Consider the following 20240-nt stretch of genomic DNA (forward strand, 5'->3'; position numbering starts at 1 on the left):
GTATATCCACCTTTCGAATTTGATCTCATTTCATCTATTCCCTGTATAAAAAACTGAAAAACTTAATGCCTGTGAATGACGTTAAGACCACCTGTTGCTTCAATAACAGTTCCTGTAATCAGATCAGAGCGGTCATCGCATAAAAAGGAAATGATGCGCCCGATATCTTCTCCAGTACCAGATCTGCCAATCGGCGTTTCGTCATCTTTCATCTGGCGTGCTTCTTCTATTGTCGATTCTTTCATGTCTCCAACGATTTTGCCTGGACAAACCATATTGGCCGTGATGCCGTTTTCGGCTTCTTCTATCGCAATGGTTTTCGTCAGTGACGCGAGCCCCACTTTTGCTGCTCCGAAGGCTGATCTGTGCATCCATCCCGGCGCATGGTCTGCACCTTGGAAGCCATATGTGACAATTCGGCCGAAGCCTTGCTTTCTCATCATTGGGATAACCATACGGAACAAATGGAACACAGCAGATAGGTTGCCTTCCATCATTTGATACCATTCATCTTCGGAATAATCCGCTAGTTTTTTTCGTTCAAAAATATAAGGTCCAGCATTGTTAATCAAGGCATCGATTCGCCCAAATCGCTCGGCTGCCAGCTCGACCATGTTCTTTAAATCTTCTTTGTTTGTCACATCACCTTGGACAAATTGAAGCTTTTCTTCATATTCCTGCAATTCTTCTTTCATCTGCCGTACAGCTTCATCATCACTTCGATAATTGACTGTCACAGAATACCCCATATTCAGTAAAGACTCGGTGACTTTCCTGCCAAGTCCCTTAGAACCCGCTGTTATTAATGCGTGTCGCACACAATCTCCTCCTAAAGCAAAGGTTGCAAGTTCACATGTTTCTTATCTTTACTTTACTATAAACCTGCATCTGGCGCACTTATGAACCCTTTCTGTTATTTCTATTTAGAATGAAAAAATGATGGGTGATTCATCCACTTTTGGATATCCCACGAGCCATGAATATCAAGAAGCAGCGAAACAAAACGATAACATTCTCTCACCTCATGAAGCTGGTGAGGAAGCGGGCAAATCTCTTCATAGCCCAATTGAACATCGTGTGCAGCTTCTTTCGTCAAAAGGTATTCCAATGCAATAAAATCAAACGCAGCTGGTCCAAACACAATATATTCCGTATCCACTAGACTCGTCACTTGATCATCTTTTTCAATATATTGCGATGGATCTAAATCAATTAAAATAAGACTGGCTGAACAGGAGGATTGAGGTGATCCAGCTTTTGCTGCACCATTTCTCCATAGCACTGAAATTCAGGCTGATCAGCATAATAGCGGCTTACAAGTTTGGAGACAGCCTTTTTTAAAAGAGCATGAAATCCTCTCAAATGTCTCGTTTCTGCACCGTATACTGCACCGAAAGAGTTTGTTCGATATGAATGAAGAAGCGCTAGTTTCCTCCCGTAATCTTTATAGAAATGTGATGAGCGCCCCTCAAAAGATGTTAAAGGGATCCCTTCAATTTATTCCATGACATCATCATGTTTCCCTGCCTTCTTCACTTTACGAACAACTTTCGGAATATGAAAGGAATTCGTCAGAGCCAGCTTTTCATTGATTTGATCGAGATATTCTTGTCCTATATGAGCATTTACTCCATAGATTATGTCGATCCCATATTCAAACTCACTTTCTACTTTTGTCATTTTAGGAGATTTCACGACATATTCCGTTTTGTCTTGTAAGGAGATCAGCCACACATCATTAGCCCGTCCGTCGTACTGTTCTCCTAACGTTTCAACTGATACGATGGGCTGGTCAAACAAAGCCTGAAGCGTTCTCTTCATGAACTGCTGTCACTCCCTCTTCAGCTTAACACTGGTATGATTTCAACTTCTCCAATGATGATCAATCTCCTTTTCCCAAGACAAAAAACCATCCGTATCAACGAATGGTTTTGGTCAGTTACGCTAGGCAGGCTTTTGCTTTTTCTAAAGCGAGCTGAATTTGTTTAAATCCAGTTCCACCTGCGCTAGTTCTTTTTTCAACAGCAACATAAGGATCAAGAACGGTGTAAATGTCTTCTTCAAAAAGAGTGCTCGCTTCTGTAAATGTCTCAAACGGAAGATCACTTAAGTAGATGCCTTTTTGAATGCATGTATACACGAGCTTGCCAACGATTTCGTGTGCTTCACGGAATGGCATGCCTTTTTTCGCAAGGTAGTCTGCCACTTCGGTCGCATTTGAGAAATCTTCTTTCGTTGCTTTTTTCATGACATCTTCGTTCACTGTCATTGTTTGAATCATGCCTGTGAAGATTTGCAGGCTGCCAGCGATGGTTTTCACTGTATCAAACATGCCTTCTTTATCTTCTTGCAAGTCTTTGTTATACGTAAGCGGCAAGCCTTTCATAATCGTGAGAAGCCCCATCAGGTTGCCATACACACGGCCTGTTTTCCCGCGGATTAATTCAGCCATATCCGGGTTTTTCTTCTGCGGCATCATGCTGCTGCCTGTTGCATAAGTGTCATCAAGCTCAATGAATTTGAATTCTTGAGAGCACCATAAAATGATTTCCTCACAAAGACGTGAGAGATGCATCATCACAAGGCTGCTATTAGACAAAAACTCTAAAATGAAATCCCGATCACTTACGCCATCAAGGCTGTTTTCGTAAATATGATCAAAGCCAAGCAGCTCTGCTGTATATTCACGATCAATTGGGAATGTCGTTCCTGCTAACGCTCCGCATCCAAGTGGAGACACGTTAATTCGCTTCAAAGAATCTTGAAAACGCGCTTTGTCACGTTCTAGCATCCAGAAATAGGCGAGCATATGATGCGCAAAGGAAATAGGCTGTGCACGCTGCAAGTGCGTATACCCTGGAAAAATCGTTTCAACGTGCTGTTCTGCTTTTTCCACAAGCACTGTTTGAAAGGAAGAGATCAGTTCAATGATATGCTCTACTTGGTTATTCAAATATAAATGCATATCGGTGGCAACCTGATCATTCCGGCTTCTCGCTGTGTGCAATTTGCCGCCAAGCGGACCAATCTCATCAATGAGCATTTTTTCAAGGTTTAAATGGATGTCCTCATAATCCACTGAGAATTCGAGTTCATCTGCCTCTGCCTTTTTCATGAGCGTATTCAGTCCATCTTTAATGGCAGCGGCCTCCTCATCATCTAGGATACCGCATGTATTCAGCATACTTGCATGAGCAAGGGAGCCGGTCAGATCTTCTTTGACTAATTGTTTGTCGAAATGAATGGACGCGCCAAACTCATCGACCCATTTTTCAGGTGTTTTTTGAAATCGGCCTCCCCAAAGCTTTTTCATGCTTTAACCTGCTCCTTTTTATTCACGATGCTGTTTACTTTTGTTGGTAAGCCCCAAAGGTTAATAAATCCTACCGCTGCATCATGATCGAATTCATCTGCTTTTGTGTAAGTTGCTAGATTTTCATCATAAAGTGAATATGGTGATTTACGTCCTTCAACAATCGCATGACCTTTAAATAGTTTCACACGTACGACACCTGTTACGTTCTGTTGTGTTTCTTGTAAGAAAGCATCTAGTGCTCCTTTAAGTGGTGAGAACCATAATCCGTTGTATATTAATTCAGCCATTTTTTGTTCAACGATTGGCTTAAAGTGTGCAACTTCCTTCACTAGCGTTAAGTCTTCAAGCTCTTTATGCGCTTTTAGAAGTGTGACAGCACCTGGGCATTCGTACACTTCACGAGATTTAATGCCAACAAGACGGTTTTCAACGTGGTCGATTCTGCCAACCCCATGCTGACCAGCGACTTCATTTAAATGAAGAATGAGATCAGATAAGGAATACTGAATACCATCAATAGCTGTTGGTTTTCCTTTTTCAAACGTGATTTCAATGATCTCAGGTGTGTCAGGTGTTTTCTCAAGTGGCGTCGTTAAATCATACGCTCCTTCTGGCGGTGCAGCCCAAGGATCTTCTAAAATGCCGCACTCGTTACTTCTGCCCCAAAGGTTTTGGTCGATTGAATATGGGCTGTCTAAGTTAATTGGAATTGGAATACCGTGCTTTTGAGCATAGTCGATTTCTTCATCACGAGACCATTTCCATTCACGCACTGGTGCAAGAACTTCTAGGTCTGGATTCAATGCTTTAATGGAGACTTCAAAACGGACTTGGTCGTTTCCTTTTCCAGTACATCCGTGCGCAACCGCTACTGCATTTTCTTTTTCTGCGACTTCCACTAATTTTTTCGCAATAAGCGGACGAGATAATGCAGATACTAGCGGATATTTTCCTTCATACATCGTGTGTGCTTGTAAGGCAGTTAGTGCAAATTCCTCTGCGAACTCTTCTTTTGTGTCAATCATGTAAGACTGAACCGCTCCGACTTGAAGTGCTTTTTGTTGAACGAATGCTAAGTCTTTTCCCTCACCTACGTCTAGGCAGCAAGCTACGACTTCGTACCCTTGCTCTTGTAACCATTTAACTGCAACAGAGGTATCAAGACCTCCGGAATATGCTAATACGACTTTTTTATTTTGTGACATGATTGAAAAGCTCCTCTCACTTGTTTTGATTCTGTGAATGTTTTTTGCATAAAAATAAGTTTTAATTTATAAACATGCATTTAGTATGTATACACTGTAACAAGGAAAAATTGTTTTTTCAACCCCTTTATGAAAAAAACTCCGCCAAATTTTCTTGGCAGAGTCATTTTGGGCTATTTTTGATCCTTTTCAAGCTCTCGTAAGACGTGAGGAAGCTCTGGAATGATGAGTTTTGTCATGGCTAAACGAACAGCTCCAGTAGAACCTGGTGTGGCAAAGACGGCTTTTTGATTGACGATCCCAGCCGCGGCACGGGACAAGATAGCGGCTGAACCAATGTCTTCTGTATAGCTCAGCATGCGGAAGATTTCGCCAAAGCCAGGCAGCTCCTTCGAGAAAAGCGGGGTGATCGCTTCAATGGTGACATCCCTTGCGGCAATTCCTGTGCCCCCGTTTAACAAGACGGCATCTATTTTTGGTTCGCCTGTTCCCTCTAGTACAGCGTCTTGGATCGCTCCAATGTCATCTTTTACAATATCGTATGCAAGAATGAGATGTCCCTGTTCTTTAAGCAAATCAATCATTAGACGGCCGCTTTTATCTGTTTCTTTCGTTCTTGTGTCACTGACCGTAATGACTTTCACATAAAGCCTCGCTTTCGCCTCACGTTTATGTTCTGTCACGCTCATTTTTCGCACCGCTCCTTTCATATTGCCTCACATTATAGCATGCTGATTTCAATAGAAAAAAGCCCTTTTCCGCTGAGGAAAAGAGCTTCAAAAGGATGTTACGCTAAACGCATAACGTCTCTTGCAATCATAACTTCTTCGTTCGTTGGAATCACGATTACTTTTACAGGAGAGTGCGGGTAGCTGATGAATGCTTCTTCGCCTCTCATGTTGTTAAGAGAAGGATCCCAGTAAACGCCCATGAATTCAAGACCACGAAGGACACGCGCTCTAACTTCTGAACTGTTTTCACCGATTCCAGCTGTGAAGATGATCGCATCTACGCCATTCATTCTCGCTGCATAAGAACCGATGTATTTATGAATACGGCTTGCAAAAATATCAAGAGCTACTTCTGCACGGTCGTTTCCTTCTTCTGTTGCTTCTTCGATATCACGAAGATCACTTGATAGACCAGACACACCTAAAAGACCACTCTTCTTATTCAAAGTAGAAAGTACTTCTTCAGCTGTATGTCCTGTTTTCTCCATAATAAATGGAATAAGAGCAGGGTCAATGTTACCTGAACGTGTACCCATCGCAACACCCGCAAGCGGCGTGAAGCCCATTGAAGTATCAATTGATCTTCCGCCTTCAACTGCTGCGATACTCGCACCATTTCCAAGGTGACAAGAGATCAAACGAAGTTCTTCAAGAGGACGACCTAATAGCTCTGATGCACGCTCTGTTACGAACTTATGGCTTGTCCCGTGGAATCCGTATTTACGAATACCAAAGTTTTTGTAGTAGTCGTACGGAAGGCTGTATAGGTAAGACTGCTCTGGCATTGTTTGGTGGAAAGCTGTATCGAACACAGCAATCGCTGGTACGTCAGGCAGAATTTGTTTGAATGCTTTGATTCCTACAACGTTTGCAGGGTTGTGCAGTGGTGCTAGCTCTGAAAGCTGATCAATGTCATTAATGACTTCATCTGTTAAAAGAACAGAGTCGCTGAATTTCTCTCCGCCGTGAACAACACGGTGTCCTACGCCATCAATTTCATTAAAGTCTTTGATGATGTTAAATTCAATTAGTTTTTCAAGCAGCATTTTAACCGCTACTGCATGATCTGGAATATCTGTGACTTCTGTTTTCTTTTCTCCATCTACAGAAATCGTGAAGATACTGTTGTCCATTCCGATTCTTTCAACAAGACCTTTTGTTAAAACGGTTTCTTCTGGCATGTCGAACAATTGGAATTTAAGAGATGAGCTTCCTGCGTTGATTGCGATAATTTTAGACATTCTTGTCGCTCCTTTTACTCAGTTGTTATATAAGGTTTCACGTTTTTTCCGGTGCTATATTCAACCTGTATGACGGGTCTTTTATAGTTTAACGATAAGTCCGAAAAATATCTGACTTTTTCATTTAAACATTGAAAACTTTGCATTTCAAGTGCACCTTTGAACTGTTACCGCTTACATCGATAAGTCGTTATTTTCTGAATAATAAAAAAGCCAGACATCACTCTGGCTATTCTTTCGTTTCTTTTTCTTCTATAAACCATTGGTCTAATTTTCTCATGACACCCACCATTGATTCTTTTTGTGAGAAAGACGGCAGATTGGCAAACAGCATCCGTTTTGGTGCTTCGAGCCCTTCCTTTTTCTTTTGCATCACAAACAAGCTTTTGGCGTGCTTTTTGTCTTTGAACATGGAAACCGGCAACTGAATTAATGCATTCATATATGCCTGATCTTTGATAAAGTCCTTTAATTGCACGCTTTCTTTTCCTTCAAACAAATCGTTTGGAATGATGAAGAACAAGAAGCCGCCTTCTTTTGTATAACGAAGGCTTTGTTCAATAAATAAATAATGCGCAAAGGCATGTCCTTCTTTTGCCTTTAATTCATAGTCTGCTGCACGTTCATCATTTGGATAATAACCAACTGGCAGACTGCATACAGTGACATCTACTGGAGAGATCAAAAGCGGCTCAAGGCTGTCTTGATGGAAAAGCTCGACTTCCTTCTCTTCCAAATTCGCCTGTGCCCATGCAATTTTAATGAGGACATCATCAATTTCAGACGCAAAGCCGCGCTTTGTTTCTGCAGTCAGATTATTTAAGACAGCAAGCAATAAGTTCCCTGTTCCTGCTGCTGGATCAAAGACAACTAGCTCTTTTTGACCTTCTAAAAATTTATTCACCAAATAGCTGACAAACAGCCCGATCGTATCTGGGGTCATCTGACGATTTGGATGGGAAATATCCTTTTGTCCTTTCAATACGGCGAGCTGAAACGCTTTACGAATCTGCTCATGATCATAAGAGGCAAAATCTGCTTTCTCTATTACATCCTTTAGTAAACCGTCTCGATCATTTGCTTGGAAAAAGGCTTCTCCTGCTTCAGCCAATGCCTCAATATAGGAAATACTTTGTGCCTTTTTTAATCGAATAGAAGCTGTATCGAGCAGCTCAAAAATCGTACTTACTTGATCTTTCTGCAATGCTTTTCTCTCCTCGCTTTGTTAAAAGCTATATGTTCTCATTGAAAAGAGCCCCAGTATGAAGCCGGAGCTCTTGTCGATGCTGCTTTTATAACAGTGATTTTGCAGCTTCAATGGCTTTTTCATAATTTGGGTGATTCGTTGCTTCGCTTACGTATTCAGTGTAAACCACTTTCCCATTAGGGTCTAATACGAAAACTGCACGCGCCAATAAACGCAATTCTTTCATATATACACCGAATGCTTCACCAAATGACATATCTTTGTGATCAGATAATGTTTCGACATTTTCAATTCCGTTTGCTCCGCACCAGCGTGCTTGTGCAAATGGAAGGTCTGCACTAATTGTATAAATATTGACCGGACCTAAACCGGCTGCCTCTTCATTGAAACGTCTTGTTTGTGCGTCACACACACCTGTATCAATAGAAGGAATCACTGAGATGATCGTCACTTTTCCTGTTAAATCTGAAAGTGAAACTTCCCCTAGTGAATTCGTTAATACCGTGAAATCTGGAGCCTGCTCGCCTACTTTTACTTCATTTCCTACAAGCGTGACAGAACTCCCTTTAAATGTGATCGATGCCAAAATAATTCCTCCCTTATCAAATGTATGGTTCTATCATAGTAGAGAAAGCAAAAAACTGCAAAGCCTAATCGTCGCTTTTGAAAAAAAAGTTAACTGCAGCGCAGCTAACTTTTTAAAGGTCTATGTCATCTAGTTTTCGTTCTTTATGACGGTTCTCCCGTTCATCCTTCTTAAACATGTGCTGAAGACGTTCAATTGCTTGAGGAGCAGAATCCAATATTTTATCAAGCAGATGTGTATGTTCATCCAAATGAAGCATTCGAACGCCATTTGTTCCGACAATTAAGAAGGCGATTGGTGTAATAGACACACCTCCGCCGCTTCCTCCGCCAAATGGGAGTCTCGGTTCTTTTCGTTCTTGATCATCAGAACGTTTTTCTTTCTTTTGGTTCCCGTTAAATTCACTACCGCCGGCTGCAAATCCAAAACCAACCTTTGACACAGTAAGAATGACACTGCCATCAGGGGTTTCGACTGGATCGCCGATGATCGTATTCACATCTATCATTTCTTTTAAGTTTTCCATCGCTGTCTTCATAAGACCTTGGATTGGATGATCTGCCATTTTCGGGTTCCTCCTTAAACAGATGATTCATTCTTCGTTGCTTGAAGAGAGGCACTTTTTCTCGCCTTTCTTCCTTTTAACCAATGGACAAGTAAACGAATGGCTGCAAGCATAGCATGTCCAATACGAAAATAAGCTATACATGTAAACTGGGTCTGTGACACATTGTGTTGAAAGGCAGGAATAACTTCATATACCGGTTTATGCTTAAAGGTGAGATGCTCCTGCATAAAGGCGAGCAATGCTCCTTTGACTGACCACACCCCGCCGGCTGCTACACCTGTTAAAGCGGCGTCATGAAAACCGATCCATGTTGACCAGTGAAACGATACAACCCTCATGTGAATGAAGAATTTACGCATGATCCGGTTTAAATCGACGATCTCTTTTGTGATGCGCTCCATTTGATGAAGGATTTGCTTCATATCACGCTTTCCCACTTTTTTATGTATGGATTCTTTTTCGTGACTAGGGGTTTTGGCGCTCGCCATCTTCTTTTCACGTATATCAATCGTTTGATCTTCTGGATTGATCCTCACCATCGGAATGTCTTTTTTGAGTCTGATGATTCCATATAAAGTGATGATCTTCAGTGCAAGGTGGTCATTGTCATTTGCATGTGAATAATCCAGTGAAATGGTCACTTTCATGAAGATCAATAAGATCCCAAGGAACAAAAAAGCTGCGATCCAAACGTAAAGCACTGTGCTCACTTCCTCTATAACAAATGATGCTTCCTCTACGATTATGGCTCTCATTCTGGATTTTATACCCAATCATAAAAAAAGAGTTTGACCGGTACCCGGCCAAACTCCTCTGATTATACGTTTGCTTCTGTTTTTTCATATAGGTGTTCATGGACGACCACCGTATCGGCAAAGTAATCATGAACCCCTTGCTTTTTCGGTGTGAACCCAACAACAGCATAGAGTACAAAAAGCGTATTAATATAGCGTCCCACAATCTCTCTAAAGAAAATGACATCCCATGCCAGTTTCTTCTCAGGCTGAAGTGAGACCACTTTGATCCCAAACACCATTTTTCCAAGCGTTTGTTGAAAGATTTTCGTCATGATGGCGAAATAAAGCAGGAATACAATCGTCGTTGTGACAGAGAATGGAGAAAACCATCCTCCTCCTTTGGACCAGCCAAACAGACTAAAGATTGGAGAAACCGTCAAATGGTTGACACCCCAGACGACGAGCCAATCAAGAATAAACGCCCAAAACCTAATCCAAAATCCTGCAAACGCCTGTGCTTCAATCATTGCACGTTTCGCAAGAGCCGGATTCGATTCTTCTTGGCTTCGGCTTTCGGTTACTTCATCGAATGTAGAATCCATCTATGATCCCTCCTTTATTTTGAATAGAGATACATCGGTTTAGACCCATTTGAGCCAGCCAGTGTTTCTTTTAGATTGAGAAAATCAATTTCACTTTTAAAGAGTTTGCTTGCGCTCATATTGAAGAGAGAGTTCCAGCCGAAGCTTTGAGAATAGCTGATCACTGTCGCTCCTTTTAACCCTTTTTCATTTTTCTTCATTGCTTTGATTGCATCTTCATAATATCCAAGCTCATCAACTAATCCGTTCGATTTTGCCTGTGTTCCGTCATAGACCCGGCCGTCAGCAATTTTCTTCACGTCTTGTTTTGACATGCCGCGTCCTTCAGAGATCACTTTGACAAATCCTTCATACGAGTTATCAACCATGCTTTGCATGATGTCTCGCTCATCTTTTGTCATATCACGATTTGGTGACATGATGTCTTTGAATTTTCCGCTCTTAATTGTTTCGTATTTAATACCTAAATTATCTGCCAGCTTTGAATAATTCAAACTTTGCATGATCACACCTAACGACCCTGTTAATGTTTCAGGTGAAGCAAAGATTTTCTTGGCTGGAGTTGATACATAGTAGCCGCCAGACGCTGCCATTGAGCCCATGGAGACGTAAATCGGCTTCTTCGCTTTTTTCACTTCTTCTAATTTTTTATGTATTTCTGCACTTTCATAGACACCGCCGCCAGGAGAGTTAACGCGCAGCAGTACACCTTTTACTGAAGCATCATCTTTCGCTTTTTCTAGTTCCTTGAGGAATGCACGATGATCATAACCTTCTCCGCCTAACAGACTTGATGCGCCGCCATTATCTTGAATGGTTCCATTAATCTCAAGAACCGCAATTTTTCCAGCACCGCTTCCATCCTCTAGTACCTTCTCTTCTATTTCATCCCCAAATTGATAGCTCATTTTATTGTCATTGAAGCTTTCATACAAAGCGGTCGTGACACTAATCACAATTGAAAATCCGAAAACTCCAAGTGCAATGATTAACGCTACCCATCTTTTCGCATTCATCTTTTTCTCCTCCTTTTTGTCTCTCTTCATTGATACGAATATTCACATGAAATGTTTCACAGGAATTGTGGTTTTTTTACATTTCATTTCATCATATGATAGCACCTCTCTTAATTCACGATCAACTTTACATCGTCTGCCAAGTAATACGCATGACGAAAAATTGGCTTTTTTCTCCTCTCTCTGCACCTAATAGGCTAGAGCTTCACCACAACGAAACACCTAAACCACTCTTTCATGAGAAAACAGCTATTCAATTATGCTCAAATTCTGCCCTTTTCAAATCCCTTACATTGACTCATTTCTCAAAATGAATGCCATTATCACGGAGGTTTTTCTAATATTTTTACTTTCATATGAAAAAAGTGTAAAATGTGAACAAGGCTTCATATGTAAGCCCTTTATTACTTTAAATCTACTTTTGACAACGAAGGGGAGAACGTCAATGACAGACAATCGTCGCAATGTATTTTTCTTTTACAAAAAAGATCATGAATTGGATGGACACATTTCTTCTCTGGAGAAGCTCGCTACCGATCAAGGCTTTCAAGTCGTCAAGCGTGCAGAGGATGCCCATATTATTGCTTCAATTGGCGGAGATGGCACATTTCTTCAAGCAGTCCGTAAAACGAACTTCCGGGATGACTGCTTATATGTAGGGGTATCAAAAACAGAGAATTCGCATTTATACTGCGATTTTTCATTAGAACATTTTGATAAAATGATTGATGCCATGAACACTGAACAGATTGAAGTGAGAAAATATCCGATCATTGATGTAAGCGTTGACAGTACAAACCAGTTCCATTGCTTAAACGAACTGTCGATCCGCTCAAGCATTATTAAGACATTTGTGATCGATGTGTATATAGATGATTTCCACTTTGAAACATTTAGAGGAGACGGAATGATTATTTCTACTCCGACTGGCTCAACAGCCTACAACAAATCGGTAAACGGTGCAGTGGTTGACCCGATGCTCCCTTGTATGCAAGTCACAGAGCTCGCTTCGCTAAACAACAACTCGTACCGTACACTCGGTGCTCCTTTCATCTTAAGCAGTGACCGCAAGCTAACACTGAAGGTTGTGCAGGACGGAAACGACCATCCGATTATCGGGCTTGATAACGAAGCACTTGGCACAAAACACGTCAAACAAATCGACATCGGCCTTTCAGGAAAAGTCATTAAAACGGTGAAATTAAAAGACAACTCCTACTGGGAAAAAGTAAAACGCAGATTCCTTTAATCAAAAAGCTCCTTTATGGGGCTTTTGTTTTCTTTTCAGCGTGATAGAAAACCTTTGAAGTCTAGGAAGAGTGAGCACCGGAACGGAGCGAATTTGACATTCGTGAGTACCGGAGCGCAAATCTGACACCGAATGCGAGGGTTTGTCTACACGCTGAAAGCTCCTTTACGGGGGTTTTTTTCGTGTCTTTTCATTCACGGTCATGATTATGGTATGATGTCACAAGTATGAATGTACGAAAAGGAGAACACGATGACATTACAACAATTTGATCAATATCCATTAAGCGATGATTTAAAACAAGCGCTAAAAGCACTTCACTTCCATACACCTACACCTGTTCAGCACGAGACATTATCCGTTGCTTTTTCAAAGCAGGATCTGATCGTCAAATCTCAAACAGGCAGCGGCAAGACGGCAGCCTATGGTTTGCCGATTTGTGAAATGGTCGATTGGGCTGAAAATAAACCTCAAGCCCTCATCCTCGTTCCAACGCGAGAACTCGCCATGCAGGTCAAACAGGATCTCACAAGCCTTGGACGATTAAAACGAATTAAAGCCGCAGCCATTTATGGAAAAGCCCCTTTTCAAGCTCAAAAAGTAGAGCTTGCACAAAAAAACCACATTGTGTGCGGAACACCGGGGCGAGTCTTGGATCACCTTGAGAAAGGTACTCTTTCCTTAGAAAACCTTAAATTTTTTGTATTAGATGAAGCGGATGAAATGCTGAACATGGGGTTTATTGATCAAGTCTCTTCTATTATTCAGTATCTGCCGCCAAAGCGCATGTCAATGCTGTTTTCAGCGACCATGTCTGATGAGATGAAGAAATTAAGTGAACAGTTTTTACATTCACCAAAAGTAATTGAAATTGCACGGGAAGAAACGTCTGTACCACAAATCACTCACACCGTGATTGAAACGGAGGAAGAAGCGAAATTCTCTCTTCTTCAGCGTACGATCGTGATTGAAAATCCAGATAGCTGCATTATTTTCTGTAATACACAGGACCGAGTGAACGAACTCACAATGAAGCTGGATGAATGGGATGTGCCTTGCGACAAAATTCATGGAGGCATGAGACAAGAAGACCGCTTCGCTGTCATGGATGAATTCAAAAACGGTGAGTTCCGTTATTTGATCGCAACCGATATAGCAGCCCGGGGTATTGATGTCAGTGATATGACACATGTGATTCATTATGACCTTCCCTATGAAAAAGAGCGCTATATTCACCGAACAGGAAGAACGGGCAGAGCGGGAAAAAGCGGAAAAACCATTGCGTTTATGACGAGAAATGCAAAGCCTCTGATTGATGAATTAAAAGAGGAAGCAGGTATTGATTTCAAGACGCAGCCATACCCAACAAAGGAAGACGCAGAGCAGCATGTAGAAAGCTTTGAAGAAAAGATTGAAACGCCGATTCAAAAGGAAAATAAACAGGCAGGCGTTGAAAAGGATATTATGAAGCTTTATTTTAACGGCGGGAAGAAAAAGAAGCTGCGGGCTGTTGATTTCGTTGGGACCATTGCCAAAATAGAAGGCGTTGCCTTTGATGACATTGGGATTATTACCATTCAAGATACGAAAACATACGTCGATATTTTAAACGGCAAAGGCCCTCTTGTGCTGAACGCCATACGCCACACAACCATTAAAGGCAAGCAGTTAAAAGTTCATGAAGCACGTCAATAAAAAGTGAAGGCTAAGCGCCTTTACTTTTTTATTTAAAATAAAATAAGCTTACAACCCTTGAACCATCAGCCTTTCCTGCGTCCAACATGACAAATGTCATATTGAATACATGATGGGTGCTACTATGAGCATGACACCTTTCCATCTATACTTTGAAGTAGAAAGAAACGGAAAGGACTTGAACGTTCATGACGACTTCAACAAACACACAGCAGCAAGCCACTTTAAGAAAACAAGTTGGCCAATTCTCTGGTGCTAATTCAAAAAAAAGTATCACTCAACTCTTTAATACATTCATTCCATTTTTGGGGCTTTGGTTTCTTGCCTATTATAGCCTGAACATCTCCTACCTTTTAACCCTCTTCTTTGCGGTTATTGCAGCTGGTTTTTTAGTACGTGTCTTTATTATTTTTCACGACTGCTGCCATCAATCCTTTTTCAAACAGAAGCCACTGAATCACCTGTTCGGTTTTGTAACGGGCGTACTCACCCTTTTCCCTTATCTTCAATGGCAAAGAGATCATTCAATTCACCATGCCACAAGCAGTAATCTAGACAAACGAGGTACTGGCGACATTTGGCTCCTGACAGTCAAAGAATATCAAGAAGCATCAGCTTGGACGAAATTCCGCTACAGATTTTATCGTAATCCTTTTGTGATGTTTATTTTAGGACCGATCTTTGTTTTTCTCTTAAAAAACCGTTTCAACGTCAAAAATGCTCGTAAAAAAGAGCGCTGGAACACGTATTTCACAAACGTGAGCATCATTGCGCTAGCAGCTGCAACGTGTCTACTTTTTGGCTGGCAGGAGTTCCTGCTTGTCCAAGGTCCAATCTTCCTGATCTCAGGATCAATCGGTGTATGGCTGTTTTATGTGCAGCATACATTTGAGGATTCTTACTTTGAAGAAGATGAACATTGGAATTATGTGCAGGCAGCTGTAGAAGGCAGTTCTTTTTACAAATTGCCAAAGCTTCTTCAGTGGTTAACAGGCAATATCGGCTATCACCATGTCCACCATTTAAGCCCGAGGGTACCAAATTATCACTTGGAGCATGCACATGATCATAGTGAGCCGCTTCAAAATGTTCCAACCATCACTTTAAAAACAAGTATCGAATCAATGAAATTTAGACTTTGGGATGAAGAAACGAAAGCATTCGTTACCTTTAAAGAAGCACGGCAATCTAAGAAGATGCCCGCACCTGTCATTAAAGGAGACATTCTGAAGAAAAATGCATAATTGGTGCAAGCTCTTTCTTACACTAGAAGGAGCTTGTTGCCATTTACAGGATGCAACCATATGTTGAATTTGATAAAGTAAGGAAAAGAACGAAAACGGAAAAGGTGACACACGGATGAAAAAACAGTTTAAAATTCAAAAATTGCATGGGATTTCTCCCTATATATGGGCCATTTTTTTCATCCTGCCCTTCTATTTTATTTTAAAGACGCCTACGACTTTAGGTATTGTCATTGGCATTATTTTGAATGTGGTTTTTTTCGGAGTGTATCGTTTTGCCTTTGTCGCAAAAGGATGGGCTTTATATGTACTCGGTCTTTTATTGATTGCGATTTCTACAGGCTATGTGATGCTCTACAGCTATATTTATTTCGCTTTTTGCATCGCCTATTTCAATGGGCACATTAAAAGAAAAGTCCCTTTTTATATTTTATACTATATTCATCTAGGGAGCGCCGCCGTAGCAGTGAACTTTAGCTTGATTTTAAAAAAGGGATGGTTTCTCACACAAATTCCTTTTGTTGTGATCACACTCATTAGTGCCATTCTCCTTCCTCTCAGCATTCGAAGCCGAAAAGAACGTGAACGCCTTGAAGAGAAATTAGAAAATGCCAATGAACGGATCGCCGATCTTGTAAAGCTTGAAGAAAGGCAGCGCATCGCACGTGATCTGCATGACACCCTTGGACAAAAGCTTTCTCTCATTGGCTTAAAAAGTGATCTTGCCCGTAAACTCGTCTATAAAGATCCTGAACAAGCTCGCGCCGAACTGAAAAGCGTCCAGCAGACAGCCAGAACGTCTCTTAATGAAGTCCGCAAGATTGTTTCTTCCATGAAAGGCATTCGAATCAAAGATGAACTGTCGAACATCGAGCAAATTCTCGAAGCAGCGGGGATTGAATTGATTTATGATGAAAAGGAAGCGCCAAAACGCATCTCTCTTCTTAACGAAAACATTGTGAGCATGTGCATCAAAGAGGCCGTGACAAATGTCGTCAAACATAGTGATGCGACCGTTTGCAAAATCACCATTCATCAAAAATCAAAGGAAGCTATCATCACAGTCGAGGATGACGGGACATTTAAAGGCGATGATCCACTCTCTCCAATGAAGGGGCATGGCCTTTTAGGAATTAGAGAAAGATTGGAATTTGCAAATGGGCGCCTGCGTATTGAGACAAAGGACGGAACAAAGCTGATCATGAGCATTCCAAATGATTCAGCAGCAAAAGACAAGGAGGGGATGAAATGATCAACATTTTTATCGCAGAAGATCAGCAAATGCTGCTCGGTGCGCTCGGTTCACTTCTTGATTTAGAAGACGATATGACGGTTGTTGGAAAAGGTACGAACGGCCAGGACGCCATCGATTTTGCCAAAAAACACCCTGTTGATATTTGCTTAATGGATATTGAAATGCCAGGAAAAACGGGACTTGATGCAGCGGAAGAGCTCAAAGGAACAGATGTAAAAATCATCATTTTAACGACCTTTGCCCGCTCTGGTTATTTCCAAAGGGCGCTCAAAGCTGGCGTCAGCGGCTATATGCTGAAAGATAGTCCAAGTGAAGATCTGGCAAGTGCCATTCGCAGTGTGATGAAAGGGAAAAAGGTGTACGCCCCTGAATTAATGGAAGACTTATATAGTGACGAAAACCCTTTAACAGATCGAGAGAAATCCGTACTTGAACTCGTCGCCGACGGCAAAAACACAAAAGAAATTGCTAAGGAGCTCAGCATTAAAAGCGGCACTGTCCGAAACTACATTTCCATTATTTTAGATAAGCTAGAAGTGAAAAACCGCATTGAAGCCATTACACGCTCAAAAGAAAAAGGCTGGTTTAAATAAGAAAAAAGATCAGGACACATGCTGCCTTGATCTTTTTTTCTACCAAAAATCTCCTCTCCTATTTTTTATCACCAACGATCAAAATGTAATTGACAACAGACCGCCCTTCTATGATATGATATCCAAGTGATAATAATTATCATTATCACTCATACAATCAAATACCCGGCTTATGTGCCGATTTCAAAGGAGTCTACATTCATGAAGAAAATATTGTTCCCTCTGATGCTCATCTTTGTAATTGCATTGAGCGCATGTGGCAATAGCAGCAGCTCTTCCTCAAATACAGGAAATCAATCAACATCATCAGACAAAATTACATACGAATCTGAAAATGGCCCTGTGAAGCTGCCAGCGCACCCAAAACGTGTCGTTGTACTTGGTTCCTACACAGGTAATGTCATGTCACTTGGTGTGAACCTGGTCGGCGTCGACTCTTGGTCAAAAAAGAACCCTCGCTTCCAAAAAGAATTAAAAAATGTGGAAGAAGTGTCAGATGCCAATGTCGAAAAAATCATGAAGCTAAAGCCTGATGTCATCATTGGCTTAAGCAACACAAAAAATGTAGAAAAACTTAAAAAAATCGCACCAACCGTCTTGTTTACGTATAACAAAGTCGATTACCTTCAGCAGCATATTGAAATTGGAAAAGTATTAAACAAAGAAAAAGAAGCCAAAGCATGGGTAAAAGATTTTAAAGAACGCGCAGCTGAAGCAGGAAAAGAAATTAAAGCAAAAATCGGTAAGGATGCGACCGTTTCTGTATTTGAAAGCGGCACAAAAGATCTTTACGTGTTTGGAGATGCATGGGGCCGCGGCACAGAAATTCTCTACCAAGCAATGAAACTAAAAATGCCTGAAAAAGTAAAAGAAAAAGCATTAAAAGCTGGCTACTATGCCGTTTCACAGGAGGTCATTCCTGAATTTGCTGGAGACTATATGATCATTAGTAAAAACAGCGAAATGGACAATTCCTATCAAAACAGTGAAATTTACAAGTCCATCCCAGCTGTGAAAAAACATCGTGTGTATGAGGCAAATGCAGAAGAATTCTATTTTAATGACCCCCTCACACTCGAATATCAACTATCATTCTTTAAAAAGCACTTCTTAGGTAAATAAACTGAAGCAAGGGAGCCCTTCCCTTGCTTTTTTCTTGTCTGCTTCTAGCGGCAGCGTCTTTTTTCCGCTACAATTACATACAAGCGAATACAAAAAGTGTGGTGCTGGTTTTGTTTAAAATTTTACTGATTGAGGACGATACAACCCTCTTCCAAGAAATCAAAGAACGTCTAGTGAACTGGTCCTATGATGTATATGGGATTCACGATTTTCAACAGGTGATGCTGGAATTCACTTCTGTTCAGCCTGATCTCGTCATTATTGATATACAGCTTCCAAAATACGATGGTTTTCACTGGTGCCGGATGATTCGGCATCATTCAAATGTACCGATCATCTTCCTCTCCTCTCGTGACCATCCTGCTGATATGGTCATGTCAATGCAGCTCGGTGCCGATGATTTTGTACAAAAGCCCTTTCACTTTGACGTGCTCATTGCCAAAGTCAGTGCCGTTCTTCGCAGAGTGCATGATTATAATGCAGAACCTGCCAGCTTAAAGGTATGGTGCGGCGCTACGATTGATTTAGAAAAAAACACCGTGACAAATGATCACGGTGAAGTGGAATTAACGAAAAATGAACTGTTTATTCTCAAGGAATTGATTCAGCATAAAAATCATATTGTCAGCCGGGAATCACTCATTCAAGCATTGTGGGAGGATGAACGGTTTGTCAGTGACAATACACTTACTGTGAACGTCAATCGCCTTAGAAAAAAACTAGATGAGATCTCCCTTGGTACCTACATTGAGACAAAAGTAGGCCAAGGTTATCTTGCAAAAGAAAAGGATGATCAATGATGCTGCAAGCATTTTTAAAAGAACGAAGAAGCTGGATTCTGTTCTTTCTTAGTTTGCAGCTCCTCATTCTGTTTGTTGCTTTTTTGGATACGACCATTCCAATGGCGTCTCTTTTTTATATTGTATTATTATCTACGTTTTTCATGAGCGTCTTTCTCTTTTTCCGATACCGTAAAGAAACGGCGTATTATGAGCGTCTGAAAGAATGGGATGATCATATTGATCATCAAATGCGGCTTACTCCATCTTCCCCATTTGAGCAGCTTGTACATGATGCGACGTCTGAGCAAATTGACCGCTACCGGAAAATGGCGGTAGAACAACAAATCGCCCTTGAAGAAGAGAAAGATGAATTGCTCTCATGGATACATGAAGTGAAAACACCTCTCACAGCGATGCACTTAATGATTGACCGCTTAACAGAGCAGCCGCTGAAATCGAATATGACGTACGAATGGCTCAGAATTCATTTATTACTCGATGCCCAGCTGCACCGAAGCAGAATACGTCATATCGAAAATGATTTATTTATTGAACAGCTGGACCTGCAAAGCATCCTAGCAAAGGAAATCAAAGCGCTCCAATCATGGTGCATGCAAAAAGGGATAGGGTTTGAACTCACGCTAGAAGCACGTCACGTATTAAGTGATGCAAAATGGCTATCCTTTATGATCAGACAGGTGCTTACAAATGCAGTCAAGTATAGTCATTCGTCTGATATTGCCATTGAAAGCAAGCAAATCAATGAGCAAGTGATGCTGACGATCACAGATCAAGGCAGAGGAATAGATCCAAGAGACCTGTCTCGTATTTTTGAAAAAGGCTTTACCTCAACGAGACATCACAATGACACCGCCTCAACAGGAATGGGGCTTTATTTAACGAAAAAAGGAGCAGACGCTCTTCATATCAAAATCGAGGTCAACTCCACGATAGATCAAGGCACAACCTTCACCTTCATCTTTCCGAAAAAGAATGATTTTGTGCATATTGCGAGCATGTGACAAAATAGACCAATCAAAATCTCTTCGCATTTGGTTCCCAAGCAAGTGCGAAGAGATTTCATTCTTTTA

Annotated in this window: 21 protein-coding genes; 8 read left to right on the forward strand and 13 right to left on the reverse strand. The window is 41.2% G+C overall.

All coding sequences use genetic code 11. From position 1 onward, the window contains the following. Positions 1-62: 62 nt before the first annotated feature. The 13 genes from MHH68_RS13065 to sppA form a co-directional block, all read right to left on the reverse strand. Positions 63-818: an SDR family oxidoreductase gene (locus tag MHH68_RS13065; RefSeq protein ID WP_058015082.1), complete on the reverse strand. Its 756-nt coding sequence runs from the start codon at positions 816-818 to the stop codon at positions 63-65. 101 nt (positions 819-919) lie between these two features. Beyond that, a complete protein-coding gene (locus MHH68_RS13070) occupies positions 920-1282 on the reverse strand; it encodes a hypothetical protein (RefSeq protein ID WP_339163448.1) in 363 nt (120 codons plus the stop codon). 215 nt (positions 1283-1497) lie between these two features. After that, entirely contained in the window at positions 1498-1821 is a 324-nt protein-coding gene (locus tag MHH68_RS13075; protein ID WP_244270755.1) for a hypothetical protein, read from the reverse strand. Between the two features lie 118 nt (positions 1822-1939). After that, positions 1940-3313, reverse strand: a complete 1374-nt coding sequence (gene argH / locus MHH68_RS13080; RefSeq protein WP_061409076.1) for an argininosuccinate lyase — start codon at positions 3311-3313, stop codon at positions 1940-1942. Next, entirely contained in the window at positions 3310-4521 is a 1212-nt protein-coding gene (locus tag MHH68_RS13085) for an argininosuccinate synthase (RefSeq protein WP_119125220.1), read from the reverse strand. The genes argH and MHH68_RS13085 overlap by 4 nt, the downstream gene beginning before the upstream one ends. Positions 4522-4694: 173 nt before the next feature. Then, positions 4695-5210: a molybdenum cofactor biosynthesis protein B gene (locus MHH68_RS13090; RefSeq protein ID WP_058015079.1), complete on the reverse strand. Its 516-nt coding sequence runs from the start codon at positions 5208-5210 to the stop codon at positions 4695-4697. Positions 5211-5308: 98 nt separating this feature from the next. Beyond that, positions 5309-6493: an acetate kinase gene (locus MHH68_RS13095; protein ID WP_003216471.1), complete on the reverse strand. Its 1185-nt coding sequence runs from the start codon at positions 6491-6493 to the stop codon at positions 5309-5311. Positions 6494-6722: 229 nt separating this feature from the next. Then, entirely contained in the window at positions 6723-7697 is a 975-nt protein-coding gene (locus MHH68_RS13100) for a class I SAM-dependent methyltransferase (protein WP_058015078.1), read from the reverse strand. 88 nt (positions 7698-7785) lie between these two features. Continuing rightward, positions 7786-8286, reverse strand: a complete 501-nt coding sequence (tpx, locus tag MHH68_RS13105) for a thiol peroxidase (protein WP_058015077.1) — start codon at positions 8284-8286, stop codon at positions 7786-7788. 112 nt (positions 8287-8398) lie between these two features. Continuing rightward, positions 8399-8851: a GerW family sporulation protein gene (gene ytfJ, locus MHH68_RS13110; protein ID WP_003216488.1), complete on the reverse strand. Its 453-nt coding sequence runs from the start codon at positions 8849-8851 to the stop codon at positions 8399-8401. A 14-nt stretch (positions 8852-8865) separates the two neighbouring features. After that, positions 8866-9573, reverse strand: coding sequence for a DUF2953 domain-containing protein (locus tag MHH68_RS13115; RefSeq protein WP_058015137.1), 708 nt, complete (start codon positions 9571-9573; stop codon positions 8866-8868). A gap of 98 nt (positions 9574-9671) precedes the next feature. Beyond that, positions 9672-10193 carry an RDD family protein gene (locus tag MHH68_RS13120; protein ID WP_061409079.1) on the reverse strand — a complete coding sequence of 174 codons (522 nt, stop codon included), beginning with the start codon at positions 10191-10193 and terminating at the stop codon, positions 9672-9674. Between the two features lie 14 nt (positions 10194-10207). Beyond that, positions 10208-11209, reverse strand: a complete 1002-nt coding sequence (gene sppA, locus MHH68_RS13125) for a signal peptide peptidase SppA (RefSeq protein WP_012010881.1) — start codon at positions 11207-11209, stop codon at positions 10208-10210. Positions 11210-11654: 445 nt separating this feature from the next. Between sppA and MHH68_RS13130 the strand changes: the two genes are divergently transcribed. From MHH68_RS13130 to MHH68_RS13165, 8 genes are all read left to right on the forward strand, one after another. Further along, complete coding sequence (locus MHH68_RS13130) at positions 11655-12458, forward strand: NAD kinase (protein WP_003216672.1); 804 nt, start codon at positions 11655-11657, stop codon at positions 12456-12458. Between the two features lie 252 nt (positions 12459-12710). Then, the gene (locus MHH68_RS13135; protein ID WP_339163454.1) at positions 12711-14153 is read left to right on the forward strand and encodes a DEAD/DEAH box helicase; all 1443 of its coding nucleotides are present in this window, start codon (positions 12711-12713) and stop codon (positions 14151-14153) included. A 188-nt stretch (positions 14154-14341) separates the two neighbouring features. Beyond that, a complete protein-coding gene (locus MHH68_RS13140) occupies positions 14342-15397 on the forward strand; it encodes a fatty acid desaturase (RefSeq protein WP_058015074.1) in 1056 nt (351 codons plus the stop codon). Between the two features lie 115 nt (positions 15398-15512). Then, positions 15513-16649: a sensor histidine kinase gene (locus MHH68_RS13145; protein WP_058015073.1), complete on the forward strand. Its 1137-nt coding sequence runs from the start codon at positions 15513-15515 to the stop codon at positions 16647-16649. Further along, positions 16646-17245: a response regulator transcription factor gene (locus MHH68_RS13150; RefSeq protein WP_058015072.1), complete on the forward strand. Its 600-nt coding sequence runs from the start codon at positions 16646-16648 to the stop codon at positions 17243-17245. Before MHH68_RS13145 ends, MHH68_RS13150 begins: the two co-directional genes overlap by 4 nt. 201 nt (positions 17246-17446) lie before the next feature. Next, positions 17447-18367 (forward strand): iron-hydroxamate ABC transporter substrate-binding protein, encoded by a 921-nt coding sequence (locus MHH68_RS13155; protein ID WP_339163457.1) that lies wholly within the window; start codon positions 17447-17449, stop codon positions 18365-18367. A 110-nt stretch (positions 18368-18477) separates the two neighbouring features. After that, positions 18478-19167 (forward strand): response regulator transcription factor, encoded by a 690-nt coding sequence (locus MHH68_RS13160; protein ID WP_339165798.1) that lies wholly within the window; start codon positions 18478-18480, stop codon positions 19165-19167. Continuing rightward, positions 19167-20171, forward strand: coding sequence for a sensor histidine kinase (locus MHH68_RS13165; protein WP_339163459.1), 1005 nt, complete (start codon positions 19167-19169; stop codon positions 20169-20171). The genes MHH68_RS13160 and MHH68_RS13165 overlap by 1 nt, the downstream gene beginning before the upstream one ends. The last annotated feature ends 69 nt before the right edge of the window (positions 20172-20240 follow it).

Origin of the sequence: Bacillus sp. FSL K6-2841, from assembly GCF_037976435.1 — a bacterium.
Classification (GTDB): domain Bacteria; phylum Bacillota; class Bacilli; order Bacillales; family Bacillaceae; genus Bacillus; species Bacillus pumilus.